The sequence below is a fragment of the Nonomuraea sp. C10 genome, assembly GCF_008017515.1.
Taxonomy (GTDB): Bacteria; Actinomycetota; Actinomycetes; order Streptosporangiales; family Streptosporangiaceae; genus Nonomuraea; species Nonomuraea ferruginea.
In genome coordinates, this window is record NZ_VPFF01000003.1 from 1676620 (window position 1) to 1702528 (window position 25909).

Below are 25909 nucleotides of genomic sequence, written 5' to 3' on the forward strand. Positions count from 1 at the left end.
GGGCTCACTCGCTTCTGGCTCTCAAGATGAGATCGGCCCGCGGGTCCTCGGCCGCTGTGGCGGTGTTGAACTCCGTGAGCAGCTCACGAGACTTGTCGTCGAGCGTCTTCGGCACCATGACCTCGACGCTGGCGAGCAGGTCGCCCTTGGTGCCGTCCTTGCGCGTGACACCCCGGCCGCGGATGCGGAACGTGCGCCCGTTCGGCGTGCCCGAGGGGATGCGCAGTGTCACCGGCAGTCCCTTGAGCGTCGGCACCTTGATCTCGGCGCCTAGCGCCGCCTCCGAGAACGTCACGGGGACCGTGACGGTCAGGTTGTCACCCGACCTGCCGAAGACGGTGTGCGGCTTGACGTGCGTCACGATGTAGAGATCGCCGGACGGGCCGCCGTTCTCGCCCGGTGCGCCCTTGGCCTTGAGCCTGACCCGCTGCCCGTCGGCCACCCCCGCGGGGATGCGCGCCTGGATCGTGCGGGTGCTCTTGGCCCGGCCGTTGCCCTCGCAGACGGGGCAGGGGTCGTCCACGAGCAGCCCGCGGCCCTTGCAGTCGCGGCACGGCTCGGAGAAGGCGAAGTTGCCCAGGTTGCGGCTGGCCGCGCCGGTGCCCTCGCAGGTCGGGCAGACCCGCGGGGTGGTGCCGGCCTTGGCGCCGGTCCCGCTGCACGCGGTGCAGGCCGCCGAGCTGGTCAGCCTGAGCGACACCGTGGTGCCCTCGGCGGCCTCCGTGAACGACAGCGTCACCTCCGACTCGATGTCCTGCCCGCGGCGCGGCCTGGTGGCGGTGCCGGGGCGGGTCGTGCCGCCCCGGTTGAACAGCCCGCCGAACAGGTCGCTGAAGCGGTCGCCCGCCCCCTGGCCGGAGGTCTGCTGACCGGTGCCGCCGAACAGGTCGCCGAAGTCGAACGGGAAACCGCCGCCGCCACCACCCGGACGCTGGCCGCCCACCCCGGAGCCGAACAGCGTGCGCGCCTCGTCGTACTCCTTGCGGCGCTTGCTGTCGGACAGGACGTCGTAGGCCTCGGAGACTTCCTTGAACTTCTTCTCCTTGGCCGTGTCGCCCTGGTTGGTGTCGGGGTGGTACTGCCTGGCCAGCTTCCGGTACGCCTTCTTGATCTCGTCGGCGGTGGCTGACTTGGGCACACCAAGGACGGCGTAGTAGTCCTTCTCCAGGTAGTCCTTGGTGCTCATCTACGGCCCTTCGTCCTCGTCAGTTGTCGTCGTCATCGGACGCGGGTGAGTCGCCCGGCTCGGCCACGGCCACGCGCGCCGGGCGCAGCACCCGGTCGCCCATCTGGTAGCCGAGCTGCAGCACCTCGACCGCGGTCGGCTCGGTCACCTCGGGCGAGTAGCTGTGCATCAGCGCCTCGTGGATCACCGGGTCGAACGGGTCGCCCTTCTGACCGAACGGGCTGAGCCCCAGCTTGGTGAGCACCGCCTCCAGCGACTCGGCCACCGCCGCGAAGCCGCCGGTGAGCTCACCGTGGTCGCGGGCCCTGCCGATGTCGTCGAGCACGGGCAGCAGCTCCGAGAGGACGTTGGCGGTGGCCTGCTCTCGCACGGCCACCCGGTCGCGCTCCACGCGACGGCGGTAGTTCTGGTACTCGGCCTGAACACGTTGCAGGTCGGCCGTCCGCTCGTCCAGCTGGGCCTGGAGCTCGGCGTCGGCCGGAGCGGACTCCGCCGGCGCCTGCTGCTGGTCCTGCTTGGCCGAATCGTTCTCGGCTCGCACCCTTACCTCCCCCGTCTCCGGGTCGATCTTGCGGTTGTCGCGGATCACCGGCTCTTCGTGCCCGTTCTCACGCAACGGCCTCACTTGTCCTTCTTCGGCTCGTCATCCACGATCTCGGCCTCGACGACGTCGTCGTCGGCCTTCTGCTCCTGGGTGGCGGACGCGTCCTGGGGAGCGCCCTCGGGGCCGCCCGCGGTCTGGCCCTGGCTCTGCGCGTAGATCGCCGAACCCATCTTCTGGCTGACCGTGGCGAGCTTCTCCGCCGAGTTGCGGATCGTGTCGGTGTCGGTGCCCTCCAGAGCCTTCTTCAGCTCGGCGAGCGCGTCGTTGACCTCGGTCTTGATGTCGCCGGGGACCTTGTCGTCGTTCTCGCGCAGGAACTTCTCGGTCTGGTAGGCGAGCCCGTCGGCGTTGTTGCGGACCTCGGCCTCCTCGCGGCGCTTGCGGTCCTCCTCCGCGTACGACTCGGCCTCGCGCATCATGCGGTCGATGTCGTCCTTCGGCAGCGCGGAGCCGCCGGTGATCGTCATCGTCTGCTCCTTGCCCGTGCCCAGGTCCTTGGCGGAGACGTTGACGATGCCGTTGGCGTCGATGTCGAAGGTGACCTCGATCTGCGGGATGCCGCGGGGCGCCGGCGCGATGCCGGTGAGCTCGAACGTGGCCAGCTTCTTGTTGTAGGCCGCGATCTCGCGCTCGCCCTGGAACACCTGGATCTGCACCGACGGCTGGTTGTCCTCGGCCGTGGTGAAGACCTCGGAGCGCTTGGTCGGGATCGTCGTGTTGCGCTCGATGATCTTGGTGAAGATGCCGCCCTTGGTCTCGATGCCCAGCGACAGCGGGGTCACGTCGAGCAGCAGGACGTCCTTGACCTCGCCCTTGAGCACACCGGCCTGCAGGGCGGCGCCGATGGCGACGACCTCGTCCGGGTTGACGCCCTTGTTGGGCTCCTTGCCGCCGGTCAGCTCCTTGACCAGGTCGGTGACGGCGGGCATCCGGGTCGAGCCGCCGACCAGCACCACGTGGGCGATGTCGGAGACCTTGATGCCGGCGTCCTTGATGACCTGGTGGAACGGGCCCTTGCAGCGCTCGAGCAGGTCGGCGGTGAGCCGCTGGAACTCGGCGCGGGTCAGCTTCTCGTCGAGGTGCAGCGGGCCCTCGGAGGAGGCGGTGATGTAGGGCAGGTTGATCGAGGTCTCGGACTGGGCCGACAGCTCGATCTTGGCCTTCTCCGCGGCCTCGCGCAGGCGCTGGAGGGCCATCTTGTCCTTGGACAGGTCGACGCCGTGAGCGTTCTGGAAGCGCTTGACGAGCTCGTCGACGACGCGCTGGTCCCAGTCGTCACCACCGAGGTGGTTGTCGCCGCTGGTGGCCTTGACCTCGACGAACCCGTGGCCGTCTTCCTGGCCGACGTCGAGCAGGGACACGTCGAAGGTGCCGCCGCCCAGGTCGAAGACCAGGATCGTCTGGTCTTCCTCCTTGTCGAGGCCGTACGCGAGCGCGGCCGCGGTCGGCTCGTTGATGATGCGCAGCACGTTGAGGCCCGCGACCGTGCCGGCCTCCTTGGTGGCCTGGCGCTGGGCGTCGTTGAAGTAGGCCGGGACGGTGACCACCGCGTCGGTGATCTTCTCGCCCAGGTAGGCCTCGGCGTCCTGCTTGAGCTTCTGCAGGACGAAGGCGCTGATCTGCTGCGGGGAGAACTTCTTGCCGTCGATCTCCTGGGACCAGTTGGTGCCCATCTCCCGCTTGACGGACCGGATCGTCCGGTCCACGTTGGTGACGGCCTGTCGCTTGGCGACCTCGCCGACCAGGACCTCGCCGTTCTTCGCGAACGCGACCACGGACGGCGTGGTCCGCGAGCCCTGCGCGTTGGCGATGACGGTGGGCTCACCGCCCTCGAGAATCGAGACGACGGAGTTGGTCGTCCCCAGGTCGATACCTACCGCACGTGCCATGAGTACGTCCTTGTAGTCAAAGTTGAGTCGGTTACGCTCAACCTACGAATGGAGGCGTGCTTTGTCAAACGCCTTGAGCGTACTCGACTCAACCCCTGACAAGGGCGTTCTGTCCCCCTGAGATCTCCCCTAGGGGTTCCCGCTTACCCCGTCATACGCCGCTCACGATCTTCCGCTTGCCCAGCGGGGACTTGAGCTTGACGGTCGTGCTCTTCTCGATGGCGATCATGATGCAGGAGACGTTCTTCGCCTTCGGCGACGTGCCCTCGTACAGGGTGACCGTCACCCGCTTCTTCGTCTCCTTGACCTTCACCCGGTGGAGCACCGTGCACGGCTCCACCCCTGACCACCACGTGAGCCGCACCTGGCGCCCCTTCGACACCGGCGTCGCCTCGGTGAAGCGCACCTTGCGCGGGTTGAGCGCGTCGCCCGTCGGCTTGACCGGCTTGGGCGTGGCCGGCGGGGTGGTCGTGACCACGTCGGCCACGGGTGTGCTGGACACCGGCGTGTCAGGCCCGGGGGACGCGGCCTGCTCGGCGGGCCGCTCGGCGCCGCACCCGGCGGCGAGGACGAGACATCCGGCGATGAGAGTCGCTGTCGCTGTGCGCATAACCCCTACGACGGATGTGACAGGCCTCCGGTTCAGCCGGTTGACCTCGTTGTGAAGGTCTCTTGGGAAATCAGGCCGTACGGCGACACCGGAGTGGGCGGCACGCGCAGGCGCGGTGAGTAGTGTTGAGCCGTGCTGCGTCAGGCTCTACTCGCCGTCTCCCGGAGCGCGCGCGCCGAGCGCGTCATCTCCACCTCGCCGCTGACCCGCGACGTGGTCAGGCGCTACGTCGCCGACGACATCGCCCGCACGGTCGCCGAGCTGACCCGCAGGGGCCTGCTCGTCACCGTCGACCACCTGGGCGAGGACGTCCACGACAGGGCGCAGGCGGAGGGCGCCGTCCGGGCCTATCTGGAGCTGCTGCGGGTGCTGCCCGAAGGCGCCGACGTGTCGGTCAAGCTCACCGCGCTCGGGCTGCGGCTGTCGGAGCAGCTCGCGCTCGACAACGCCGCCACCATCTGCGAGTCCGCCGCGCTGCGGGGCATCACGCTGACCCTCGACGCCGAGGAGCACGACACCATCCCCGGCCTCCACTCCATCCACACCACCCTGCGCAAGGAGCACCCCGGCGTGGGCGTGGTGGTGCAGGCCTACCTGCGCGACTCGGCCGAGCGCTGCGTCAAGCTGGACGGGGCCAGGGTGCGGCTGTGCAAGGGGGCCTACACCGCGCCGGGCGCCTACACCTCGGCGGCCGACATCGACCGCTCGTACGCGCGCTGCCTCAGGGTGCTGATGGGCGGCACCGGCTATCCGATGGTCGCCACCCACGATCCGCGGCTGATCGGCATCGCCGCCACCCTGGCCGTGCTGGAGGGGCGCGACCACCACGGGTTCGAGTATCAGATGCTGTACGGGGTGCGCCCGGACGAGCAGGAGAGGCTGGCCGCGCAGGGCGCCCGGATGCGGGTCTACGTCCCGTACGGCGCCGACTGGTACGCCTACCTCATGCGCAGGCTCGCCGAACGCCCCGCCAACCTGGCGTTCTTCGCCCGGTCGCTGCTGTCGCGGGGCTGACCGGAGACGCCGGTAGGCTGCGACCGGCGTCTAATGCGTGAGGGGCATCTGATGATCGCGATTCTCGGCACCGGCAAGATGGGCGAGGCCCTGCTGTCCGGGATGCTGCGGGCCGGGTTCAAGCCGGGCGACGTGCTGGCCACGGTGCGCCGGCCGGAGCGGGCGCGGGCGCTGGCCGAGACCTACGGGGTGCGCGCCGTCTCCAACGCCGAGGCCGCCAAGTCGGCCGGCACGCTCATCCTGGCGGTCAAGCCGCAGGACATGGGCTCGCTGCTCGACGAGATCGCCCCCCACCTGCCCGCCGACCGCCTGGTGATCAGCGCCGCGGCCGGCATCACCACGGCCTTCGTGGAGCAGCGGCTGGGGCACGAGACGCCGGTGGTCAGGGTCATGTCCAACACGCCCATCAAGTTCGACGAGGCGATGAGCGTGATCTCCGCGGGCGCGTACGCGGGGGAGGACCACCTGCGGCGCACCGAAGACCTGCTGCGGCCGGTCGGCAAGGTGCTGCGCATCCCCGAGTCGCAGCAGGACGCCGCCACGGCGCTGTCGGGCAGCGGGCCGGCCTACTTCTTCTACCTGGTGGAGGCCATGGTCGACGCCGGGATCCTGCTGGGCATGCCCCGGGCGGCGGCGCTCGACATGGTCACCCAGTCGATCGTGGGCGCGGCCGTCATGCTCCGCGACTCGGGCGAGCACCCGGTGATCCTGCGCGAGGCTGTCACCTCCCCGGGCGGCACCACGATCGCGGCCATCGCCGAGCTGGAGCGCCACAGCGTGCGCGCGGCCTTCCTGGCGGCCATCGAAGCGGCCCGCGACCGGGGCCGCGAGCTCGCGTCGGGCTGACCCGAGGTCAGGCGTCGCGCCGCCGCATCAGCACGGCGCCCGCCAGCATGGCCGCGGCGACCCAGACGAGGTAGACCGCGAACCCGCTCCACGGGCCCAGGGAGCCGGTGCTCTGGCCGGACACGATCAGCGCGCCGGCGTTCGTGGTGAAGTGTTCGGACACGGTCCTGCCCCACTCGCCGGGGAGCTGGGTGGTCAGCGGGGGCAGCACCAGTATCAGCGCGATGGCCGACACGATCGCGCCCGGCGTGTGCCGGATCAGCGTGCCCAGCCCCAGCCCGAACAGCCCGCACGCGGTCAGGTAGAGGGAGGACCCGAGCGCCGACCGCGCCACCTCGCCCGCTTCGACGGAGGCCGGCTGGAAGATCGCCACGCCGACGCCGATCGCGCCGGCCGACGCGAGCAGGCAGACGACCAGCGAGACCGCCGTGAACACCACGATCTTGCCGGTCAGCAGGCTCATCCGCCGGGGCACGGCCATCAGCGAGGTGCGGATGGCCCCGGTGCGGTATTCGCCGGAGATCACCAGAACACCCAGGGTGGCCATGGCCAGCGCGGCGAGCGACGCGCCCTGCAAACTGACGATCATCGCCTGCTCGCCCGACACCGGCCCGTCGGCCGTGCTCCTGACCGAGGCGCTGAGAAGGGCGGAGACGCCCAGCATCAGCACGACGGTGGTGGCGAGGGTCCACAGCGTGGACCGCACCGATCGGATCTTGGTCCACTCGGACCGGAGGACATCGGTCATGACGTGTACTCCAAGCTGTCTTTGGTGAGCTCCATGTAGGCGGCTTCGAGCGAGGGCTTGACGAACGTCAGCTCCTCCAGCGGCAGCCCCGCCCTGGCGGTCATCGTGCCGATCTCCAGCGGCGACACCCCGGTCACCCGCAGGTGGTCGGTGTGGAGCTCGCCCACCTTGACCAGCTCGGCCACCTCGGCCAGCCGAGGCGAGCGCACCAGCACGTAGCCCTGCGAGCTGCGCCCGATGAACTCCGGCACGCTCGTGTCGGCGATCAGCCGGCCCTTGCCGATGACGATCAGATGGTCGGCGGTCTGCGACATCTCGCTCATCAGATGGCTGGAGACGAAGACCGTGCGGCCCTCGGCGGCGAGCCCGCGCATCAACGTGCGGATCCACAGGATGCCGTCGGGGTCGAGCCCGTTGACCGGCTCGTCGAAGAGCAGGATCTCCGGGTCGCCGAGCAGGGCCGCGGCGATGCCGAGCCGCTGCGACATGCCCAGCGAGAAGCCGCCGACGCGGCGTCCGGCGACGTTGCCCAGCCCGACGAGCTCCAGCACCTCCTCGACCCGGGCGGCCGGGATGCCGTTGCTCTGCGCGATGGCCAGCAGGTGGTTGCGGGCGCTGCGCCCGCCGTGGACGGCCTTGGCGTCGAGCAGCGCGCCCACCTTGCGCAGCGGGTGGCGCAGCTCCTGGTAGGGCTTGCCGTCGACCAGCACGGACCCGCCCGACGGGTGGTCGAGGCCGAGGACCATGCGCATCGTCGTCGACTTGCCCGCGCCGTTGGGCCCGAGGAACCCGGTCACCCGGCCGGGCTCCACGTCGAACGACAGGTCGGTCACCGCCATGGTCTTGCCGTAGCGCTTGCTCAGGTTGGTTGCCCGAATCGCGGTCATGGACCCAGCATGATCGCCCTGAAGATCGTTATCGTCGGCCCGAGGTACGGTTCCGGCCCGGCCCCATAGGACCGTGGTCCTAGTCTCCCGGGCTGACGAGCGCGGCCTCGTACGCCACGATCACCGCCTGGGCGCGGTCGCGCACCTCGATCTTGGCGAACAGGCTCGTCACGTGGTTCTTGATCGTGGACGGGGAGACGCCCAGCCCGGCGGCGATCTCCGCGTTGGACAGGCCGCGCGCGATCAGCGTCAGGATCTCCCGCTCGCGGTCGGTGAGCGCGTCCAGCCTGCCGGCCCCGCGCGACGCGGAGCGCCGGGGCTCGGGGGCCCGCACGAACGTGCCGATCAGCCGGGTGAGCAGCCGCGGTGCGAGCGCCGCCTCCCCGCTGTGCACCACCCGCACGCCCTCGACCAGCTCCTCCGGTGAGACGTCCTTGGGCAGGAATCCGCAGGCGCCCGCGCGCAGCGCCGCGACCACGTTCTCGTCCAGGTCGAAAGTGCTCAGCGCGAGCACCCGCACGCCGGGCTGCCCGCCGATGATCAGCTCCGTGGCGCGCACCCCGTCCAGGCCGGGCATGTGCAGGTCCATCACCACCACGTCGGGCCGCAGCTCGGCGCTGAGCCGCACGGCCTCCGCGCCGTCGCCCGCCTCGCCCACCACGGTCAGGTCCGGCTGCGCGTCCAGCATCAGCCGGAAGCCCTTGCGGACCAGCGCGTGGTCGTCCACCAGCAACACAGAGATCACGTTTTCTCCAGGGGGATGCGCGCGTGCACGCGGAAACCGCCTTCCTCACGGGGGCCGGTCGACAACCGCCCGCCGCACAGCGCCACGCGCTCGGCCATGCCGCCGAGCCCGAACCCGGCCGGGGCGGCCGGCTGCTTGGACGCGCCGTCGTCGAGCACCTCGACCTCGATCGCCGCGCTCTCGTACGACAGGCGCACGGTCGCGCGGGCGCCCACCGAGTGCTTGCGCGTGTTGGTGAGCGCCTCCTGCACGATCCGGTAGACCGCGTGGTCGACCGCGGTGGGCAGCGCCACCGGCTCGCCCCGCACGGTCAGGCGGGCGGGCAGCCCCGCGGTCCCCGCCTCCTCGACCAGCGCGGGCAGCCGGTCGGTGCCCACCCCGGTCGCCGCGTCGGCGCCGCCGCCGCCGTCGGCCCGCAGCACGTCGAGGAGCTGGCGCATCTCGGCCAGCGCCTGGCGGGCCGTCTGCTCGGCGCCCTGGAGGGCGTCACGGGCGACCTCCTGCTCCGGCGGGATCGTGGCCCTGGCGCCGCCCACCAGCGCGTTGATCACGCTCAGGTGGTGGGCCACCACGTCGTGCAGCTCACGGGCGATGCGCCGCCGCTCGGCCCGCACCGCCGAGTCGGCCGCCTCCCGCTGCGCCCGCTCGCGCAGCTCCGCGCGGATCCGGACGAACTGGCCCAGCCCTACCGGAATCCCGACAGTGAACAGGCCCGCCAGCAGGATCCCCAGAGGGTCGGCCGCCGGGGACGGCCTGGCCACGAGGATCAGCGCGGCCGCGTACAGGAGGGCGCCGGCGCCGCCGGCGATCGCGGCCCTGCGCCCGTCCAGGTAACGGCCCAGGCTGTAGAGGCCGATCAGCAGGATCGGGCTGCCGGAGGCGACCCCGAGGAAGGTGGCGGTGATGTCCAGCCCGAGCAGCAGGGCGGCGGTCAGGACCGGCCGCTCGCGCCGCATCAGCAGGACCGGGACGGTGATCAGGTAGAGCGTGGCGAAGATCAGGCCCTCGCCCCGGGTCAGCCAGATGGCGAGGGCGGCGACGACCCCCGGCACGGCGAGCACGACCACGAGCGTGACGTCGAAGACCCGTGGGCGTCGTAAGAACAACCACGCGTCCCGGGCCCGCTGCCGAACGCCCATGATCCGATGTTACGGAATTTTCTCCGCCATTGCCGGGGGAGGTGTCTGGACGCCTGCCGTTGACGCTGCGGTAACGTCACCTCAAGGCGAGGGAAACGGGAGCATGCATGAGCCAGCCGGCGCGGGTCATCTGGGACGACGCCCTCATCTCCTACGACTTCGGCCCCGACCATCCGCTGGCGCCCGTCCGGGTCGAGCTGACGATGGCGCTGGCCCGGGAGCTCGGCGTGCTCGACAAGGTCGAGGTCGCGCCGTGCGCGCCCGCCACCGACGACGAGCTGGCGATGGTGCACGACCCCGGCTACATCGAGGCCGTCAAGCGCGTCTCGGCCACCGGCCGGCCCGACCTGTCGGCGGGGCTCGGCACGTCCGACAACCCCGCCTTCGCGGGCGTCCACGAGGCGTCCGCGCTGATCGCCGGCGCCTCGCTCGCCGCCGCCCGCGCGGTCTGGGAGGGTACGGCCGGGCACGCGGTCAACGTGGCAGGCGGGCTGCACCACGCGATGGCCGCCACGGCCAGCGGGTTCTGCGTCTACAACGACCCCGCCCTGGCCATCGCCTGGCTGCTGCGGCAGGGCGCGGGCCGCGTCGCCTACGTGGACGTCGACGTCCACCACGGCGACGGCGTGCAGGCGCTGTTCTACGACGACCCGCGGGTGCTGACGATCAGCCTGCACGAGAGCCCGCGCACGCTCTTCCCCGGCACCGGGTTCCCCGGCGAGACCGGCGCCGACGGCACCGCCGTCAACGTGGCGCTCCCGGCGGGCTGCGGCGACACCGGCTGGCTGCGCGCCTTCGACTCGGTGGTGCCGCCTCTGCTGCGCGAGTTCCGGCCCGACGTCCTGGTCACCCAGCACGGCTGCGACAGCCACGCGCTCGACCCGCTCGCCCATCTGATGCTGAGCGTCGACGGCCAGCGCACCGCCTACGCCTACCTCCACCGGCTGGCCCACGAGACGGCGGGCGGCCGCTGGATCGCGACCGGCGGCGGGGGTTACGAGCTGGTGCAGGTGGTGCCCCGGGTGTGGACCCATCTGATCGCCGAGGTCGCCGGCCACCCGATCGACCCGGCCACGCCGACCAGCGAGGCCTGGCGGCGTCTCGTACGCGAGCGCACGGGCGAGCTGCCACCGCTGACCATGACCGACGGACGGACCCCGGAATTCCAGGATCTCTCCGGTGGTTATGATCCAGCGGACCCCATCGACCGTGCGATCATGGCGACCAGAAACGCGGTGTTCCCGCTGCACGGCCTCGATCCGATGCCCTAAGGAAGACCAGTGCTGAGCCGCGATCGACTCCGCGAGCATCTCGTCCAGACCCGCATCGCCGGGGAGGTCGCGACCTCCCGCGAGAACAACCTGGACCACTACAGCTCGCTCGCCAACCGCGACCCCTACTACATGCTGGGGCTGACGTTCGAGCAGCCGTGGCGCTTCCGCGACGTGCTCGCGCTCATGGCCAAGGCCGCGGGCGTGGTCGCCGACCCGGGCCACCGCTGGGGCCAGGACACGATCGACCCCGACCTCACCGTCGACGCGCTCGACGCCATGGCCGACCGGATCGCCGCCGCGCTGTCGCGGCCCGGCCCGCGGCTGCTGTTCGCCACCGGCCACCCCACCGGGCTGCTGGCCATCCACCTGCCGCTGGCGCGGCTGGCGCTGGAGCGCGGGGCGACGCTGCTGTGCCCGGCCGAGGGCTGGACCTACGCGGGGTCCGGGTTCGGCCGCCCGCGCCGGCTCCGCTATCTCGGCGACGTCGCCATGCTCGACGACAAGGGCGCGTTCGTGCACACCCACGACGCGGCCCCGATGGAGCACATGCTGGCCGAGCTGGGAGACGAGCGGCCCGATCTGGTTATCGCCGACCACGGGTGGGCAGGGGCAGCGGGAGAGGCGGGAGTGCCCACTGTGGCATTCGCCGACAGCAACGACCCCGGCCTCTTCGTGGGAGAGGCCGAGGGCAAGATCGAAGTGGTGGTGCCTTTGGACGACAACGTGCTACCCCGCTACTACGCACCGCTCACGGAGCGCCTCGTCACACGAGTCACAGCTGCCCTATGAGTTGAAATCGGTCATCCTCATACCGTCGTTTCGCCCCTGCATTCCCAGGGACTCACTGTCACTTTGCCAACTTTTGATGAGGCGTGGGCGACTCTTATAGGTGACCGTTTGGACAGGTCCAACGGGTGTGCGGGCGGCTGAAGAGGGCGGCTGGCCAGCATTTTCGCGGATTCGCCTGACAGGCGGATCCATCGGCTGAGAAACTAGGGGGTTTGCGCACTCGGAGTCCCGACTTACGCTGACAGCAGTACACGTGCGTGAGCAATGGCACCAGTGGGGATAACCCGGAAACACGTGCGGAAGAGGCGTCCGATGGGTGCAGGCGAAAGACCTCTCAGTGAGGTGAAGTTCCTGACAGTGGCTGAAGTGGCCACAGTCATGCGAGTGTCGAAGATGACTGTCTACCGACTGGTGCACTCGGGAGAGTTGCCGGCCATCCGTGTCGGCCGCTCGTTCCGGGTGCCGGAGCAGGCGGTGCACGACTATCTTCGCGAGGCCTACATCGAGGCCGGATGAGTCACGAGTAGCGGTGTGCCGCGGCACGCCGTGAATGCAGTCGCGGGAGAGACCCGGCCGCGGCGCGCGGCCGGGCTTTCACCCCCAAGGGGCGATCTACCATGGATCGCCGGTAGTCTGTGAGCCTGCGTGCGCTCGCACGCTGTTTTCGACGTGCTACCAACACCTGGGGGTCCCGTGGGCTCTGTGATCAAGAAGCGCCGCAAGCGGATGGCCAAGAAGAAGCACCGCAAGCTGCTCAAGAAGACGCGCATCCAGCGGCGTAACAAGAAGTAGACGACGCAGCTGCGAGGCGCAGATGACCCACACCGTGCTCGTCACCGGGGTCTCGCGCCACATCGGCGCCCGGGTGGCGAGCGTTCTGGCCGCCGATCCTGACATCAGCCGTGTCATCGGAGTGGACACCGTGCCGCCCCCCTCGCTCACCCGAGACGGCGGCATCCCCCTCGGCCGGACCGAGTTCGTCCGGGTGGATCTGCGCAGCCCCGACATCGCCGGGGTGTTCGCGGCCGCCGACATCCACACCGTCGTGCACATGAGCCTGGTGAGCGCTCCGTCCAGGAGCACCGGCCGGGCAGCCATGAAAGAGCACAACGTCATCGGCACCATGCAGCTGCTCGGCGCCTGCCAGCGGTCGGCGACCGTGCGGCGCGTGGTGGTCCGCTCCACCACGGCCGTCTACGGCTCCTCGCCCCGTGACCCCGCGGTGTTCACCGAGGACCTGGAGCCGCCCGACAGCCCGAGCCACGGCTACGCCAAGGACGCCGTGGAGGTCGAGGGCTACGTGCGGGGTTTCGCGCGCCGGCGTCCCGACGTCAGCGTTTCGCTGCTGCGTTTCGTCAACTTCATGGGTCCGGGCGTCGACTCGCCGCTGACCCGCTACTTCACCCAGCCGGTGCTGCCGACGGTGCTCGGCTTCGACCCGCGGCTGCAGTTCGTCCACGAGGATGACGCGGTCGAGGTGCTGCGCCGGACGGCGACCGAAGACCACCCCGGCACGTTCAACGTGGCCGGGGCCGGCGTGCTGCTGCTGTCGCAGTGCGTGCGCCGGGCCGGGCGGCCGGCCCTGGCGATGCCGTCGCCCGCGTTCCAGCTGCTGGGCAACGTCGCGCGCGGCGCCGGGCTGGTCGAGTACTCGCCCGAGCAGCTCCGCCTGATGCGCCACGGCCGCGCGGTCGACACCGGCGCGCTGGAGTCGGAGCTGGGCTGGCGGCCCAAGTTCACCACCGCGGCGGCGTTCGACGACTTCCTGAGCTCGCGGGGGCTGCACGCCGTCGGAGGTGCCCGCTGGTGAGCGTTCCCCACGAGGCGGAGGACGCCACGGTCGTCCCGATCAGCGCCGCCCCGTCCTATCCCCGCGACGCCGGCGACGACGGCCCGCTCGCCGGGCTGCTGGAGTTCCTGCGGCGGCGGCTGACCGGCGACTACGAGGTGGACGAGTTCGGCTACGACGCCGAGCTGACCGACAAGGTGCTGCTGGAGCTGCTGCGGCCGATCTACCACCACTGGTTCAGGGTCGAGGCGCTGGAGGTGGCGAACGTCCCCGTGGAGGGCGGCGCCCTGGTCGTGGCCAACCACGCCGGCACCCTCCCGGTCGACGCGCTGATGATGCAGGTCGCCCTGCACGACGAGGCGGGCAGGGCGCTGCGGCTGCTCGGCGCCGACCTGGTCTACCAGCTGCCGCTGCTCAGCCACCTGTCGCGCAAGACCGGCCACACGCTCGCCTGCCGCGAGGACGCCGACCGGCTGCTGCGCAAGGGCGAGCTGGTCGGGGTGTTCCCCGAGGGCTTCAAGGGCGTCGGCAAGCCGTTCTCCGAGCGCTACAAGCTGCAGCGGTTCGGCCGCGGCGGCTTCGTCGCCTCCGCCATCAGGGCCGGGGTGCCGATCGTGCCGACGGCGATCGTGGGCTCGGAGGAGATCTACCCGAAGATCGGCGAGATGCCGTTCCTGTCGCGGCTGCTCGGGCTGCCCTACGTGCCGATCACCCCGTTCTTCCCGCTGCTGGGCCCGCTCGGGCTGGTGCCGCTGCCGTCGAAGTGGCTGATCGAGTTCGGCGAGCCGATCCGTACGGACGAGTACGACCCCGGCGCGGCCGACGACCCGATGCTGGTGTTCAACCTCACCGACCGCGTCCGCGAGGTCATCCAGCAGATGCTCGACCAGCTCAGGCTGCGCCGCGGCCACGCCTTCCCGCCTTTCCTCTAGCGAAGGCCGCCCGGCGTGAACCCGGACGGCGGGTTGTGGCAAGACATCTCCGACCGATCCCCCACAGAAGGGCGGAGATGATCACTCAACCCGCCACCCGGGATGCGGACGCCGAGCTCATCAGCGCCTCGCTGACCGAACCCGAGGCCTTCGCCGAGCTGTTCGACCGCTACTCCGGCATGCTCTACAGGTACGTCTCGCGCCGCCTGGGCCCCGGCGGTCCCGCCGAGGACCTCGTCGGCGAGACGTTCCTGGTGGCCTTCTCCCGCCGAGGAAGCTACGACCTCGCCCACGCGGACGCCAGGCCGTGGCTGTTCGGCATCCTCACCAAGCTCGTCTCCCGGCACCACCGCACCGAGGCCGCCCGCTACCGGGCCCTGCGGCGCGCCCCCGTCGAACCGGACGTGGAGTCGCCGGCCGACCGGGTGGCCGCCGGGGTGACCGCGCAGGCCGCCGGTCCCGGGCTCGCCAGCGCCCTGGCCGCGCTGCCCGCCAAGGACCGCGACGTGCTGCTGCTCATCGCCTGGGGCGATCTCACGTACGAGGAGGCCGCGCGGGCGCTCGGCGTCCCGATCGGCACCGTGCGCTCCCGCCTCAACAGGGGCAGGCGGAAGGTCCGCGCGGCGCTCGGCGACACCAATCCGATGCTGGGAGAGGAGTGACGATGGACGACCTCAAGCTGCTCAGGGACTTCGGCAGGCGGCTGGAGCACGAACCCCCGGCGACGCTGGTGCGCCAGCGGGAGCGGCTGCTGGGCGCGGTGGAGGGCCGGCCGCGCCGCCGGTGGTTCGGCTGGATGGCCGCCGGGCTGGTCGCCGTCGCCACCGTGGCCACGGTCGCGGCCGTGGCGGTGCCGGCGCTGCTGCTCGGTGACTTGCGGCGGACGGCGCAGCATCCGGTGGGAGCGCGACCCGCCAAGGTGACGGAGGCGCTGAACGTGCTGCTGGTGGGCACCGACAAGGGGTCGGCCCCGCGCATGGCCGACGACAAGGGGCGCACCGACTCGATCATCCTGCTGCACCTGCCCGCCGACAGGAAGCGGACCACGGCGGTCAGCATCCCGCGCGACTCGCTCGTCCAGCTCCCCGCCTGCGGATCGGCGCCCGCCCGCACCGACCTGATCAACTCCGCGTACAACAGGGGAGGGCTGACCTGCACCGTGAAGGCCGTGGAGAGCCTGACGGACGTGCGGATCGACCACATGGCGGAGGTGGACTTCGCCGGGTTCGGGCGGCTCGTCGACGCGCTCGGCGGCATCGAGGTGACGCTGAAGCGGGCCGTCGACGATCCGAAGGCCAAGCTGACGCTCCCGGCGGGCAAGAGCCTGCTGGACGGCGAGCGGGCCGTCGGCTACATGCGGCTGCGCTCCGTCGGCGACGGCTCCGACATCGCCCGGATCAAGCGCCAGCAGACCGTCATCCGGGCCATGGCGAAGAAGGCCGGGCAGGTCCTGGACGAGCCCGCCAAGCTCAAGACGCTGGCGTCCGTGGTGGCCGACTCGGTCACGACCGACACCGAGCTCGACGTCGAACGGATGATCGGGATCGCCATGAGCCTGCACGACAGCACCGTCAAGCTGGTCACCGTGCCGTGGATCCCCCACCCGGAGGACCGGAACAGGATCGCCTGGAAGCAGCCCGAGGCGGAGAAGTTGTTCGCCTCGCTGCGTTAGCGGTCGCGATAGAGCCTGCGCAGCGCGATGCCGGCGGCGACCCCGCCGGCCACCGCGCCCAGCCCGGCCGCGATGGGCAGCGCGGTCAGCGTCGCCTTCCGGCCGGTGCGGAAGTCCTTGATCGGCCAGTCGTGCTTCTTGGCGTGCTCGCGCAGCTCGCTGTCGGGGTTGATGGCCACCGGGTTGCCGACCAGCGACAGCATCGGCAGGTCGTTGGAGGAGTCGCTGTAGGCGGTGCAGCGCGTCAGGTCGAGGCCCTCGCGGCGGGCCAGCGCGCGCACCGCCTCGGCCTTGGCCGGGCCGTGGAGCAGGTCGCCGACCAGCCGGCCGGTGTAGACGCCCTCGCTGGTCTCGGCGACGGTGCCGAGCGCGCCGGTCAGGCCCAGCCGCTGGGCGATCACGCGGGCCAGCTCGACGGGGGTGGCGGTCACCAGCCACACGCGCTGGCCGCGGTCGAGGTGGCTCTGCGCGAGCGAGCGGGTGCCGGCCCAGATGCGGTCGGCCATGACCTCGTCGTAGATCTCCTCGCCGAGCCGCACCACGTCGTCGACCTTCGCGCCCGCGACGAACGCCAGCGCGGTCTCGCGGGCGACCGCGATGTGCTCGGGGTTCTCGCTGCCGCGCAGCCGGAACGCCGCCTGGCCGATCGCGAACTTGAACAGGTCGCCGGTGTCGAACATGCCGCGGGTGGCCAGGCCCCTGGCGAAGTGGTAGATGGAGGCGCCGCGCATCATGGTGTTGTCGACGTCGAAGAAGGCCGCCGCCTCCAGATCGGGCTCGGCCGGCGGCACGACGACCGCTGCCGCCGCCGCGGCCTCGCCGGCGATCTCGGCCTGGGCACCGTGCCGTCGTCGTATTACCCGCCACATGCGCTTCAGCTTACCCAGATGGGGGCACGAGACCTTCGATGTAGTCGAGGTACCCGACGGCCTGGTCGTGCTCGTCACCGTCGAGTTGCTCGATCATCGGCTCGACCATGTTCTTCTGCTCTTCGGCGAACTCGCTGATCTTGGGGGAGCGGGGTTCGGCCCGTTCCAGCCGGGTGACGCCCGCGCGGGTCGACTGCTCCATCTCCTTGAGCGTCCGGCCCACCAGAGGCCCCTCGCCGGCCTCGCCGAGCAGCTGGGCGACCTCCCTGGCGCGGGTGTTGGCCGACACCAGTTCGCGCTCGGCCCGTACCACGTCGTCGGTGCTGAGACGGACGAGCGTGCTCTCGGCGGCGCGCTTGAGCGGGTAGAGCGTGTCGCCGGGCACCGCCCGGTAGGTGGAGATCATCGACACCATCATGGTGACGGCCACCCCGGCGGAGGCGAGCTGCCCGAGCCAGGGGCGCCTGCGCCGGGGCCGCCGGTGCGCGTGCCTGCCGCGCCGCGGCGGCGGGCCGGAGGCGGGCGTGGCGGCACGCAAGACCGCACGGGAGGCGGCGCGGGAGGAGGCACGGTCGGCGGAGGCGAGATCGGCGCGCAGGCGCTCGCGGAAGGCCGGGTCGGGACCACCGCCGAGCCGGAGCCCGCTCAGCTCGGTGAGATGGCCGAGCACCCGTTCGCGCGATCTGCGCGCCCTGTTCATGACCGCTCCCTCGACGCCTGGCGGCGTTGCCGTGACACCTGCCTAACGACGGTGCGTGGCAGCGGGTTACGCAAGGTCGTGCTTGAGCGCTCTGGCCAGCGCGCGCACGGCCCGGAACTGCAGCGCTTTGATCGCTCCACTCTTCTTCCCCATGATCAGCGCGGTCTCCGCGAGGGACAGGCCGTGCAGGAAACGCAGCACCACGCACTCCTGCTGTTCCGGATTGAGATCGCGGACCGCGCGCAGCACCCGGTCGTTGATGATGGCGTTCACCACCGCGTTCTCCGGGATGTGGGCCCCGTCGAGCGGGACGTCGAGCACCTCGCCGGTGGAGATCTCCAGCCGGTAGCGGCCGGATTTGTAATGGTCGGTCACCAGGTTCCTGGCGATCGTCACGAGCCAGGCGCCGAAGTCGCGGCCCTGCCAGGTGAAGTCGGTGATCCGGCGGAGCGCGCGCAGGAAGGTCTCGCTGGTCAGGTCCTCGGCGAGCGGGTGGGAGCCGACCCGGAAATAGATGTAGCGGTAGACGAGGTCCACATATCGGTCGTAGAGCGTGCCAAAGGCGTCCGAATCTCCGGTCTTGGCATGCAGCACCAGGGTGCGCAGGTCGTCGTCGGCGGCGGTCGTGTCACGGTTTTCGCGCACGTCAGGCTCGGTCGTCCGGGCGGGCGCGGCGACGGCCGGCGCGAGCAACCCGGAGAACGGCCATGAGTCAGGCATCCGGAATCCCTACGGGTAAGGGTGCGGCGTGCTCGAACACTCTAGAAATCAACCGGAAATTGCACAATCCACTTGCCCATGGCATGACTTCCAGTAAGCGGCAGATACGGTGTGGTCCAACCCGTTCCCTCTTCGGCTACCGGCTCGGAGGCTTTGTCCGGCAGCATGGGAGACACCATGGAGATCCTCGTCGCCGTCATCGCTTTCGCAGGTTCGCTCTTGGCCGCCATCGCCACCGGCGCCCTGGTCAGGCGGCTGCGTGAGGAGCCAGAGGGCTGGTTGATCGCCTGGACCGTCGCGGCCGCGGCGCTGTGCCTGTCACTCGGCGTGATCGGGATCGGACATCTGGTCGGGTTCGGGGCCGCCACGTTCAGGATCTACCAGCTGACCGGGTCGCTGGTGGCGCCGCTCTGGATGGCGGTCGGGCTGGTTCAGCTCCTGTCGGAGAAGACGCCGCCGAGGTTCGTGGCGTGGCTGTTCGGCATCGCCTACACGGTCACGGCCTCGGTGATCCTCATGGTCGACCCGCTCATCTCCGACGAGATGGGCAAGACCCTCCCCACGGGGGGCGACCACTGGGCGATATTCCCCCACTACCTGCTGATCGGCGCGCACGTGCTGACCGCCCTGATCATGGCGGCCGGCGTGGTGATCGCCGCGCTGCGGTGGCGCGACGGCGACGAGTACGACACCGACAACCTGCACGCGTCGCTGGTCGTCGTGCCGTCCGGGCTGGCCCTGGTGGGCGCGATGCGGTTCTCGGTGCCCGGCGTGTTCACGACCGTGCTGCTGATCGTCGCCGCCGCCGCGATCTGGTACACGGTGCTGCGCCCGCTGGCCCCGTACGAGGACGACGACGACTTCGACGACGAGCCGCTGGAGGAGCGGCGGCCGGTGGGGCGGCGGACGGAGCCGGAGCCCGTCACCGCGAGCCCGCAGGGGCACGCCCAGGTTCCGCCGCGGCCGCGCCGGTCCGGGCTGGGCGACCTGGTGGCCGAGTACCGAGCGACCGGGGAGACCGACTACGCGGCCCGGATGACGCCGGGCGACCGCGGCCCGTCCACGGGGGAGACCGGTCGCATGGGCCCGCCCGAGACCGGCTACGCGGCCCGCATGCCGCCGGCCGACGCCGGCCCCTCGACCGGATACCTGATGAACGGCCGCACGGACCACGCGAGGCCGCCCCAGTCCTCGCCGATGGCCGCCGACGGCCCCGCCACCGGCGCCTTCTACCCGGGGGCCGACGTGTTCGCGCCGCGCGTGCCGGTGACCGGCCCGCAGCCCACCCTCCAGCCCTCCGCCCAGCCCCCCGCTCAGCCCGCTGCCCAGCCGGCCGGGCAGGGCTCCTCCGGGAGGCTGTCGCCGAACATCTACGGCATGCTCACCGTCTTCACGCTCATGGACGGCGCCGGCGCCGCGTTCGACCGGCTGGCCGAGCAGACCGTCGAGGCGGTGCGCAGGGGTGAGCCCGACACGCTGGTGTACGCCTGCCACGCGGTCAAGTCGGCGCCCCTGCAGCGCATCGTCTACGAGATCTACCGCGACGAGGTGGCCTACCGCGACCACCAGCGCCAGCCGCACGTCGAGCGGTTCGTCAGCGAGCGTCAGGCGATGGTGCTCGCCACCAACGTCATCGAGCTGGACATCAGCGCGGCCAAGGTCGTGCCGCTGCCGACGGTGATGTTCTAGACGGTGATGTTCTAGACGGTGATGTTCTAGACAGTGATGTTCTAGACGGTGATGTTCTAGTCGGCCAGGGCCGCGCGCAGCCGGTCTTCGGAGACACGCCAGAAGTCGTGCTGGACACCGTCGACCAGGGTCACCGGGATCATCTCCCAGTAGCGCTCGCGCAGCTCGTCGGAGGTCTCGATGTTCACCTCGGACCACGGTACGCCCAGCTCGCCGGCGACCCGGCCGATGATCTCCCGGGCGTCCTCGCACAGGTGACAGCCAGGCTTGCCGATGAGGGTGATGCGATGCATGTCACCCACCGTAGCGCCCCTTGCCGGAGCGCTGACTTTGTGCATCGGTTCACAAAGGGATTAACCTGAAAGACGGTTCCATCCCGCCACGCGGCTCACGGCCGCCCGTTCCCCTGGAGCTCCCGCAGGTGAAGAGTCCGTCCCACCCCCGCGATCGCGGCATTCCCGAGGCTACGGTCGCCAGGCTGCCGTTGTACCTGCGGGCGCTGCACTTGATGGCGGAGCGGGGGATCGCGACGGTCAGCTCGGAGGACCTCGCCTCCGCGGCCGGGGTCAACTCGGCCAAGCTCCGCAAGGACCTGTCGCACCTGGGCTCCTACGGCACCCGCGGCGTCGGCTACGACGTGGAGTACCTCGTCTACCAGATCTCCCGTGAGCTGGGCCTGACCCAGGACTGGGCCGTCGCCATCGTCGGCATCGGCAACCTCGGCCGCGCGCTGGCCAACTACGGCGGCTTCGTCTCCAGGGGTTTCCGCGTCGCCGCGATGTTCGACGCCGACCCCGAAGTCGTGGGCGACACCATTGCGGGGTTGAATGTTGAACATATTGATGCGCTAGAAGCCGCGATCAAGCGGCGTGGAGTCTCGATCGTGGTTCTGGCTACACCGGCGGCGGCGGCACAGGAAGTGTGCGATCGTGTGGTTGCGGCTGGCGTCACCAGCATCCTCAACTTCGCTCCGGTGGTCCTCACCGTCCCGGACACCGTCGACGTCCGGAAGGTCGACCTTTCCATCGAGCTGCAGATTCTGGCGTTCCACGAGCAACGCAAGGCTGGGGGGCCACTCATGGCAGTGGACACGCAATGAGCGTTCTGGCGATCGGCCTGAGCCACCGGACCGCCCCGGTGGCCATGCTGGAACGCGTGTCCGTGACCGGCGACGCGCTGACCAAGCTGCTGCACGACGTGCAGGAAGACCTGTGCGTGGCGGAGACCTTCGTGGTCTCGACCTGCAACAGGGTCGAGGTCTACACCGCCGTCGACCGCTTCCACGCGGCCGTCTCCGCCGTCACCGGGCTGCTCAGCCGCCACTCCGGCGTGCCCGTCGACGAGCTGACCCCGCACCTTTACGTGCACTACGAGGAGCAGGCCGTCGAGCACCTGTTCTCCGTCGTGTGCGGCCTCGACTCGATGGTGGTCGGCGAGGGTCAGATCCTCGGCCAGGTGCGCCAGGCGCTCAAGCTCGCCCAGAAGCACGGCACCGTCGGCGCCACCCTGAACGAACTGGCCCAGCACGCGCTGCGGGTCGGCAAGCGGGCCCAGACCGAGACCGGCATCGACAAGGCCGGCGCCTCCCTGGTGAGCGCCGGCCTGGCGCTGGCCGGCGAGCTGGCCGGACGGTGCGCGCTGGTGGTCGGCGCGGGCTCGATGAGCTCCCTGGCCGCCGTGACGCTCGCGCGCGCAGGGGTGACAGACATCGTCATCGCCAACCGTACGTACGAGCGCGGCGCCCGGCTGGCCGCGTCCGTCGGCGGCCGGGCGGTGGAGTTCGGCGCGGTCGGCCGCGAGCTGGCCGACGCCGACCTCGTCATCACCTGCACCGGCGCCGGCCGCCACGTGATCACCGCCGACATGGTGACGCGCGGCGCGTTCCTGCTCGACCTGGCGCTGCCCCACGACATCGACCCGGCCGTGCGCGCCGTCCCCGGCGTCACCCTGGTCGACCTGGAGACCATCCACGAGTCCGGCATCGGCTACCGTGAGGGCGACGCGGTGCGTTCCGCGCGCTGGCTCCTCGCCGAGGAGCTGACCGCCTACCTCGACGCCGCCCGTGCCTCCCGCGTCACCCCGACGGTGGTGGCGCTGCGCAGCAAGGCCGCGGGGGTGGTCGAGTCCGAGCTGGGCAGGCTGATGATGAGGGTGCCCGGCCTGGACGAGAAGACCAGGGACGAGGTGACCCTGACCGTGCAGAGGGTCGTCGACAAGCTCCTGCACGAGCCCACTGTGCGTGTCAAGCGGCTCGCCACCTCTCCTGGAGGCGATCATTATGCGGAAGCGCTGCGCGAGCTGTTCGACCTGGATCCGAAGATGCCCGAAGCCGTAAGGGAGGTAGAGCTGTGACCCCGCAGCCCTTGAAGCTGGGCACCCGTCGCAGCCTGATGGCCACGACGCAGTCGCGGATGGTCGCCGACGCCTACACAGAACACACCGGACGCGCCATCGAGCTCGTCGGCGTCACGACGTTCGGCGACGTGAGCAAGGCCCACCTGGCCCAGCTCGGCGGCACCGGCGTGTTCGTCAGCGCGCTGCGCGACAAGCTGCTCGAAGGCGAGATCGACTTCGCCGTCCACTCCCTGAAGGACCTGCCGACCAAGCCCGACCCGCGTATCGAGCTGGCCGCGCTCCCCACCCGCCACGACCACCGCGACGCGCTCGTCGGCCCGGCCAAGTTCGCCGACCTGCCGCCGGGCGCCCGCGTCGGCACGGGCTCGCCGCGCCGCGTCGCCATGCTCCGCGCGCTCCGTCCCGACCTGGAGTACGTGCCGATCCGCGGCAACGCCGAGACCCGCATCGGCAAGATCGCCGCCGGCGAGCTGGACGCGGTCGTGCTCGCCTCGGCCGGTCTCACCAGGATCGGGCGGACCGCCGAGATCGCCGAGATCTTCGAGGTCGATCGGGTGCTGCCCGCCCCGGGCCAGGGCTCGCTGGCCGTGGAGTGCCTCGCCGACCGGGCCGACATGGTCGAGTTCCTCGGTCAGCTCGACGACCCGCGGACCCGCTCCGCGGTGGCCGCCGAGCGGGCCATCCTGGCCGCGCTCGAAGCGGGCTGCTCTGCCCCTGTGGGTGCTTTCGGGCTCGATGACGGGCAGACTCTCAACCTGACCGCCGCGGTCGTCGCTGTCGACGGCCGTCAGGCGGTGCGCAAGTCCACCGCCGGCTCTCCTTCGGAGGCGGAAGATCTGGGTCGCCGGCTCGCGGCCGAGATGCTTCGCGAAGGGGCCGACAGATTGATGGGGGAGCATTCCCATTGAGCTCCGATAGTCCTACCTCCGGTTTCGTCGCGTTCGTTGGCGCCGGGCCCGGTGATCCCAACCTCCTCACGCTGCGTGGCGCCGAGCTGCTCGGCAAGGCAGACGTCGTCGTGCCGGGTGTGGAGGCCCACCGGTCCCTGCTCCGTCACAGCCGGCCCGAGGTGGAGGTGACCGAGGGCGACTACCTCGGCCACGCCGCCGCCGGCCGGCTCGTCGTGCGCCTGTGCGAGGGCGACCCGATGCTGTTCTCCTCGGTCTCCGAGGAGGTCGCGGCCTGCGCCGCGGCTGAGGTGGACTTCGAGATCGTGCCCGGCGTGCCGTCCGCGACCGCCGTGCTCGCCTACGCGGGCATCCCCTCCGCGATGTCGACGCCGGAGTTCCGCGTCGTCGACGCCGCCCGGGAGCAGGACTGGGCCTCCCACGCCGCCTGCCCCGGCACGCTCGTCATCTACAACGGCCTGCCCGAGGCCGTGGCCATCGGCAAGGCGCTGATCGGCGGGGGCAAGCCCGACACCACTCCGGTGGCCGTCACCGCTTCAGGCACCACCACCGAGCAGCACACCGTGGTGTCCACCCTCGGCAGGCTGCAGGCCGACCTCAAGCACGCCGCGCTGGCCGAGCCCGCCCTGATCACGGTGGGCGAGGCCGTCCGCATGCGCGACACGCTGTCGTGGTTCGAGACCAAGCCGCTGTTCGGCTGGCGGGTGCTGGTCCCGCGCACGAGGGAGCAGTCCCAGGCCCTGTCCGAGCAGCTCGTCTCGTACGGCGCGGTGCCGGAGGAGGTGCCGACCATCTCGGTCGAGCCGCCGCGCACCCCGCAGCAGATGGACCGCGCCATCAAGGGCCTGGTCACCGGCCGCTACGAGTGGGTGGCCTTCACCAGCGCCAACGCCGTCAAGGCGGTGCGGGAGAAGTTCGAGGAGTACGGGCTCGACGCGCGTGCCTTCGCCGGGCTCAAGGTCGCCGCGGTCGGCGACGCCACCGCGCGGGCGCTGATCGAGTTCGGCGTCCGGCCCGACCTGCTGCCCTCCGGCGAGCAGTCGTCGGAAGGGCTCGTGGACGAGTGGCCGCCGTACGACTCGATGCTCGACCCGATCAACCGGGTGCTGCTGCCCAGGGCCGACATCTCGACCGACACGCTCGTCGCCGGGCTCACCGAGCTCGGCTGGGAGTGCGACGACGTCACCGCCTACCGCACCGTGCGGGCCGCGCCGCCGCCCGCCCCGATCCGCGAGGCGATCAAGGGCGGCGGTTTCGACGCCGTGCTGTTCACCTCGTCCTCGACCGTACGCAACCTCGTCGGCATCGCCGGCAAGCCGCACAACGTCACGATCATCGCCGTGATCGGGCCGCAGACGGCCAAGACGGCCGAGGAGTTCGGGCTGCGCGTGGACGTCATGGCGAGCAAGCCCTCCGCCTCGGCCCTGGCGACAGCGCTGGCGGAGTTCGGCGCCAAGCAGCGGTCGGCGGCGCTTTCCGCCGGCGACACCCCGCGCAAGCCGTCCCAGAACCGCAGGGGCGCCAGAAGGAGGGCCAAGTGAGCGCCGAGTTCCCCGTCGCCCGCCCGCGCAGGCTGCGCCGCACCCCGGCGCTGCGCAGGATGGTGGCCGGCACCCGCCTGCACCCCGCCGACCTGATCCTGCCCCTGTTCGTCAAGGAGGGCATCGCGGAGCCCCACCCGGTCGGCTCCATGCCCGGCGTCTACCAGCACAGCCGCGACTCGCTGCGGAAGGCCGCGCTCGACGCGGCCGAGGCCGGCGTCGGCGGGCTGATCCTGTTCGGCGTGCCCGCCGTCAAGGACGCCCGCGGCTCGGCCGCCGACGACCCCGACGGCATCCTTCAGGTGGCGCTGCGCGACGTGAGCGCCGAGGTCGGCGACGCCATCGTGGTGATGGCCGACACCTGCCTCGACGAGTTCACCGACAACGGCCACTGCGGCATCCTCACCGAGAGCGGCGAGGTCGACAACGACGCCACCCTGGAGCGCTACGCGTCCATCGCGGTCGCGCAGGTCAGGGCCGGCTCCCAGATGGTGGCGCCGAGCGGCATGATGGACGGCCAGGTCGGGGTCATCAGGGCGGCGCTCGACGCCGACGGGTTCACCGGCGTCCCGATCCTCGCCTACACGGCCAAGTACGCCTCGGCCTTCTACGGGCCGTTCAGGGACGCCGCCGAGTGCGCGCCCCAGTTCGGCGACCGGGCCAGTCACCAGCAGGACCCGGCGGGCCCGCTGGAGGAGGCGCTCCGCGAGGCCAGGCTCGACCTGGCCGAAGGGGCCGACGCCGTCATGGTCAAGCCCGCGCTCGCCTACCTCGACGTCATCCGCCGCTTCCGTGACGAGGTGGACGTGCCCGTCGCCGCCTACCAGGTGAGCGGCGAGTACGCGATGATCGAGGCCGCCGCCGCCAACGGCTGGGTCGACCGCGACCGCATGATCATGGAGTCGCTGGTGTCGATCAAGCGCGCCGGGGCCGACCTGATCCTCACTTACTGGGCGACCGAGGTGGCACGCCGCCTCTAACCATGGGGTTCGGGTCATGTCCT

The 25909-nt window shown here is 71.0% G+C and carries 28 protein-coding genes; 16 read left to right on the forward strand and 12 right to left on the reverse strand.

The features are described 5' to 3' along the window. Positions 1 to 4: 4 nt before the first annotated feature. The 4 genes from dnaJ to FR742_RS39620 all read right to left on the reverse strand — a co-directional run bounded on the left by dnaJ (position 5) and on the right by FR742_RS39620 (position 4289). Positions 5 to 1186 carry a molecular chaperone DnaJ gene (dnaJ, locus tag FR742_RS39605; RefSeq protein ID WP_148036330.1) on the reverse strand — a complete coding sequence of 394 codons (1182 nt, stop codon included), beginning with the start codon at positions 1184 to 1186 and terminating at the stop codon, positions 5 to 7. A gap of 19 nt (positions 1187 to 1205) precedes the next feature. Then, positions 1206 to 1811, reverse strand: coding sequence for a nucleotide exchange factor GrpE (grpE, locus tag FR742_RS39610; protein WP_219544827.1), 606 nt, complete (start codon positions 1809 to 1811; stop codon positions 1206 to 1208). Beyond that, positions 1808 to 3679 (reverse strand): molecular chaperone DnaK, encoded by a 1872-nt coding sequence (gene dnaK / locus FR742_RS39615; protein ID WP_148036331.1) that lies wholly within the window; start codon positions 3677 to 3679, stop codon positions 1808 to 1810. The genes grpE and dnaK overlap by 4 nt, the downstream gene beginning before the upstream one ends. A gap of 151 nt (positions 3680 to 3830) precedes the next feature. Further along, entirely contained in the window at positions 3831 to 4289 is a 459-nt protein-coding gene (locus FR742_RS39620) for a hypothetical protein (RefSeq protein WP_148036332.1), read from the reverse strand. A 132-nt stretch (positions 4290 to 4421) separates the two neighbouring features. Here FR742_RS39620 and FR742_RS39625 point away from each other — a divergent pair, with 132 nt between their 5' ends. Together FR742_RS39625 and proC are read left to right on the forward strand one after the other, a co-directional pair. Continuing rightward, positions 4422 to 5303: a proline dehydrogenase family protein gene (locus tag FR742_RS39625; RefSeq protein WP_148036333.1), complete on the forward strand. Its 882-nt coding sequence runs from the start codon at positions 4422 to 4424 to the stop codon at positions 5301 to 5303. Between the two features lie 51 nt (positions 5304 to 5354). Further along, a complete protein-coding gene (gene proC / locus FR742_RS39630; RefSeq protein WP_148036334.1) occupies positions 5355 to 6149 on the forward strand; it encodes a pyrroline-5-carboxylate reductase in 795 nt (264 codons plus the stop codon). A gap of 7 nt (positions 6150 to 6156) precedes the next feature. Here the strand turns inward: proC and FR742_RS39635 are convergent, their stop codons facing one another. From FR742_RS39635 to FR742_RS39650, 4 genes are all read right to left on the reverse strand, one after another. Continuing rightward, entirely contained in the window at positions 6157 to 6897 is a 741-nt protein-coding gene (locus tag FR742_RS39635; protein WP_148036335.1) for an ABC transporter permease, read from the reverse strand. Then, positions 6894 to 7784 (reverse strand): ABC transporter ATP-binding protein, encoded by an 891-nt coding sequence (locus tag FR742_RS39640; protein ID WP_148036336.1) that lies wholly within the window; start codon positions 7782 to 7784, stop codon positions 6894 to 6896. Before FR742_RS39640 ends, FR742_RS39635 begins: the two co-directional genes overlap by 4 nt. A gap of 79 nt (positions 7785 to 7863) precedes the next feature. Next, on the reverse strand, positions 7864 to 8529 hold the full coding sequence (locus tag FR742_RS39645; RefSeq protein WP_148036337.1) for a response regulator transcription factor: 666 nt from the start codon (positions 8527 to 8529) through the stop codon (positions 7864 to 7866). After that, the gene (locus FR742_RS39650; RefSeq protein ID WP_148036338.1) at positions 8526 to 9668 is read right to left on the reverse strand and encodes a sensor histidine kinase; all 1143 of its coding nucleotides are present in this window, start codon (positions 9666 to 9668) and stop codon (positions 8526 to 8528) included. The genes FR742_RS39645 and FR742_RS39650 overlap by 4 nt, the downstream gene beginning before the upstream one ends. A 107-nt stretch (positions 9669 to 9775) precedes the next feature. Here FR742_RS39650 and FR742_RS39655 point away from each other — a divergent pair, with 107 nt between their 5' ends. The 8 genes from FR742_RS39655 to FR742_RS39690 all read left to right on the forward strand — a co-directional run bounded on the left by FR742_RS39655 (position 9776) and on the right by FR742_RS39690 (position 16124). Next, positions 9776 to 10939, forward strand: a complete 1164-nt coding sequence (locus FR742_RS39655; protein ID WP_148036339.1) for an acetoin utilization protein AcuC — start codon at positions 9776 to 9778, stop codon at positions 10937 to 10939. Between the two features lie 9 nt (positions 10940 to 10948). Then, the gene (locus tag FR742_RS39660) at positions 10949 to 11731 is read left to right on the forward strand and encodes a phosphatase (protein WP_148036340.1); all 783 of its coding nucleotides are present in this window, start codon (positions 10949 to 10951) and stop codon (positions 11729 to 11731) included. Between the two features lie 312 nt (positions 11732 to 12043). After that, positions 12044 to 12247: a helix-turn-helix domain-containing protein gene (locus tag FR742_RS39665; RefSeq protein WP_026214222.1), complete on the forward strand. Its 204-nt coding sequence runs from the start codon at positions 12044 to 12046 to the stop codon at positions 12245 to 12247. Between the two features lie 177 nt (positions 12248 to 12424). Then, entirely contained in the window at positions 12425 to 12523 is a 99-nt protein-coding gene (locus FR742_RS39670) for a 30S ribosomal protein bS22 (protein ID WP_018654693.1), read from the forward strand. 22 nt (positions 12524 to 12545) lie between these two features. Beyond that, positions 12546 to 13541 carry an NAD-dependent epimerase/dehydratase family protein gene (locus FR742_RS39675; protein WP_148036341.1) on the forward strand — a complete coding sequence of 332 codons (996 nt, stop codon included), beginning with the start codon at positions 12546 to 12548 and terminating at the stop codon, positions 13539 to 13541. After that, a complete protein-coding gene (locus FR742_RS39680; protein WP_148036342.1) occupies positions 13538 to 14452 on the forward strand; it encodes a lysophospholipid acyltransferase family protein in 915 nt (304 codons plus the stop codon). Before FR742_RS39675 ends, FR742_RS39680 begins: the two co-directional genes overlap by 4 nt. A gap of 77 nt (positions 14453 to 14529) precedes the next feature. Next, positions 14530 to 15114: an RNA polymerase sigma factor gene (locus tag FR742_RS39685; protein ID WP_148036343.1), complete on the forward strand. Its 585-nt coding sequence runs from the start codon at positions 14530 to 14532 to the stop codon at positions 15112 to 15114. Between the two features lie 2 nt (positions 15115 to 15116). After that, complete coding sequence (locus tag FR742_RS39690) at positions 15117 to 16124, forward strand: LCP family protein (RefSeq protein WP_148036344.1); 1008 nt, start codon at positions 15117 to 15119, stop codon at positions 16122 to 16124. Here the strand turns inward: FR742_RS39690 and FR742_RS39695 are convergent. The 3 genes from FR742_RS39695 to FR742_RS39705 all read right to left on the reverse strand — a co-directional run bounded on the left by FR742_RS39695 (position 16121) and on the right by FR742_RS39705 (position 18413). Further along, complete coding sequence (locus tag FR742_RS39695; protein WP_148036345.1) at positions 16121 to 16993, reverse strand: HAD family phosphatase; 873 nt, start codon at positions 16991 to 16993, stop codon at positions 16121 to 16123. The genes FR742_RS39690 and FR742_RS39695 overlap by 4 nt on opposite strands. A 10-nt stretch (positions 16994 to 17003) precedes the next feature. Continuing rightward, positions 17004 to 17693, reverse strand: coding sequence for a DUF5667 domain-containing protein (locus tag FR742_RS39700; protein ID WP_148036346.1), 690 nt, complete (start codon positions 17691 to 17693; stop codon positions 17004 to 17006). A gap of 66 nt (positions 17694 to 17759) precedes the next feature. Then, positions 17760 to 18413 carry a sigma-70 family RNA polymerase sigma factor gene (locus tag FR742_RS39705; protein ID WP_148036347.1) on the reverse strand — a complete coding sequence of 218 codons (654 nt, stop codon included), beginning with the start codon at positions 18411 to 18413 and terminating at the stop codon, positions 17760 to 17762. A 177-nt stretch (positions 18414 to 18590) separates the two neighbouring features. On the opposite strand from FR742_RS39705, the gene FR742_RS39710 reads away from it, so the two are divergent. Further along, complete coding sequence (locus FR742_RS39710; protein ID WP_148036348.1) at positions 18591 to 20102, forward strand: putative quinol monooxygenase; 1512 nt, start codon at positions 18591 to 18593, stop codon at positions 20100 to 20102. Positions 20103 to 20158: 56 nt separating this feature from the next. Here the strand turns inward: FR742_RS39710 and FR742_RS39715 are convergent, their stop codons facing one another. After that, the gene (locus tag FR742_RS39715) at positions 20159 to 20395 is read right to left on the reverse strand and encodes a glutaredoxin family protein (RefSeq protein ID WP_148036349.1); all 237 of its coding nucleotides are present in this window, start codon (positions 20393 to 20395) and stop codon (positions 20159 to 20161) included. Positions 20396 to 20523: 128 nt separating this feature from the next. Here FR742_RS39715 and FR742_RS39720 point away from each other — a divergent pair, with 128 nt between their 5' ends. From FR742_RS39720 to hemB, 5 genes are read left to right on the forward strand one after another with little or no spacing between them, the layout of a single operon-like run. After that, a complete protein-coding gene (locus FR742_RS39720) occupies positions 20524 to 21201 on the forward strand; it encodes a redox-sensing transcriptional repressor Rex (RefSeq protein WP_148036350.1) in 678 nt (225 codons plus the stop codon). Continuing rightward, the gene (locus tag FR742_RS39725; protein WP_148036351.1) at positions 21198 to 22454 is read left to right on the forward strand and encodes a glutamyl-tRNA reductase; all 1257 of its coding nucleotides are present in this window, start codon (positions 21198 to 21200) and stop codon (positions 22452 to 22454) included. Before FR742_RS39720 ends, FR742_RS39725 begins: the two co-directional genes overlap by 4 nt. Beyond that, the gene (gene hemC, locus FR742_RS39730) at positions 22451 to 23365 is read left to right on the forward strand and encodes a hydroxymethylbilane synthase (protein ID WP_148036352.1); all 915 of its coding nucleotides are present in this window, start codon (positions 22451 to 22453) and stop codon (positions 23363 to 23365) included. The genes FR742_RS39725 and hemC overlap by 4 nt, the downstream gene beginning before the upstream one ends. Next, complete coding sequence (locus tag FR742_RS39735; protein WP_148036353.1) at positions 23362 to 24906, forward strand: bifunctional uroporphyrinogen-III C-methyltransferase/uroporphyrinogen-III synthase; 1545 nt, start codon at positions 23362 to 23364, stop codon at positions 24904 to 24906. The genes hemC and FR742_RS39735 overlap by 4 nt, the downstream gene beginning before the upstream one ends. Continuing rightward, positions 24903 to 25886 (forward strand): porphobilinogen synthase, encoded by a 984-nt coding sequence (gene hemB, locus FR742_RS39740; RefSeq protein ID WP_148036354.1) that lies wholly within the window; start codon positions 24903 to 24905, stop codon positions 25884 to 25886. Before FR742_RS39735 ends, hemB begins: the two co-directional genes overlap by 4 nt. The last annotated feature ends 23 nt before the right edge of the window (positions 25887 to 25909 follow it).

Coding starts and splice junctions, on each gene's coding strand:
- FR742_RS39695 (WP_148036345.1), bottom strand. CDS start 16,993: ATGTGGCGGGTAATACGACGACGGCACGGTGCCCAGGCCGAGATCGCC.
- dnaJ (WP_148036330.1), bottom strand. CDS start 1,186: ATGAGCACCAAGGACTACCTGGAGAAGGACTACTACGCCGTCCTTGGT.
- FR742_RS39665 (WP_026214222.1), top strand. CDS start 12,044: ATGGGTGCAGGCGAAAGACCTCTCAGTGAGGTGAAGTTCCTGACAGTG.
- FR742_RS39655 (WP_148036339.1), top strand. CDS start 9,776: ATGAGCCAGCCGGCGCGGGTCATCTGGGACGACGCCCTCATCTCCTAC.
- FR742_RS39725 (WP_148036351.1), top strand. CDS start 21,198: ATGAGCGTTCTGGCGATCGGCCTGAGCCACCGGACCGCCCCGGTGGCC.
- FR742_RS39640 (WP_148036336.1), bottom strand. CDS start 7,784: ATGACCGCGATTCGGGCAACCAACCTGAGCAAGCGCTACGGCAAGACC.
- FR742_RS39650 (WP_148036338.1), bottom strand. CDS start 9,668: ATGGGCGTTCGGCAGCGGGCCCGGGACGCGTGGTTGTTCTTACGACGC.
- FR742_RS39705 (WP_148036347.1), bottom strand. CDS start 18,413: ATGCCTGACTCATGGCCGTTCTCCGGGTTGCTCGCGCCGGCCGTCGCC.
- dnaK (WP_148036331.1), bottom strand. CDS start 3,679: ATGGCACGTGCGGTAGGTATCGACCTGGGGACGACCAACTCCGTCGTC.
- proC (WP_148036334.1), top strand. CDS start 5,355: ATGATCGCGATTCTCGGCACCGGCAAGATGGGCGAGGCCCTGCTGTCC.
- FR742_RS39710 (WP_148036348.1), top strand. CDS start 18,591: ATGGAGATCCTCGTCGCCGTCATCGCTTTCGCAGGTTCGCTCTTGGCC.
- FR742_RS39685 (WP_148036343.1), top strand. CDS start 14,530: ATGATCACTCAACCCGCCACCCGGGATGCGGACGCCGAGCTCATCAGC.
- FR742_RS39700 (WP_148036346.1), bottom strand. CDS start 17,693: ATGAACAGGGCGCGCAGATCGCGCGAACGGGTGCTCGGCCATCTCACC.
- FR742_RS39620 (WP_148036332.1), bottom strand. CDS start 4,289: ATGCGCACAGCGACAGCGACTCTCATCGCCGGATGTCTCGTCCTCGCC.
- FR742_RS39675 (WP_148036341.1), top strand. CDS start 12,546: ATGACCCACACCGTGCTCGTCACCGGGGTCTCGCGCCACATCGGCGCC.
- FR742_RS39715 (WP_148036349.1), bottom strand. CDS start 20,395: ATGCATCGCATCACCCTCATCGGCAAGCCTGGCTGTCACCTGTGCGAG.
- FR742_RS39690 (WP_148036344.1), top strand. CDS start 15,117: ATGGACGACCTCAAGCTGCTCAGGGACTTCGGCAGGCGGCTGGAGCAC.
- FR742_RS39635 (WP_148036335.1), bottom strand. CDS start 6,897: ATGACCGATGTCCTCCGGTCCGAGTGGACCAAGATCCGATCGGTGCGG.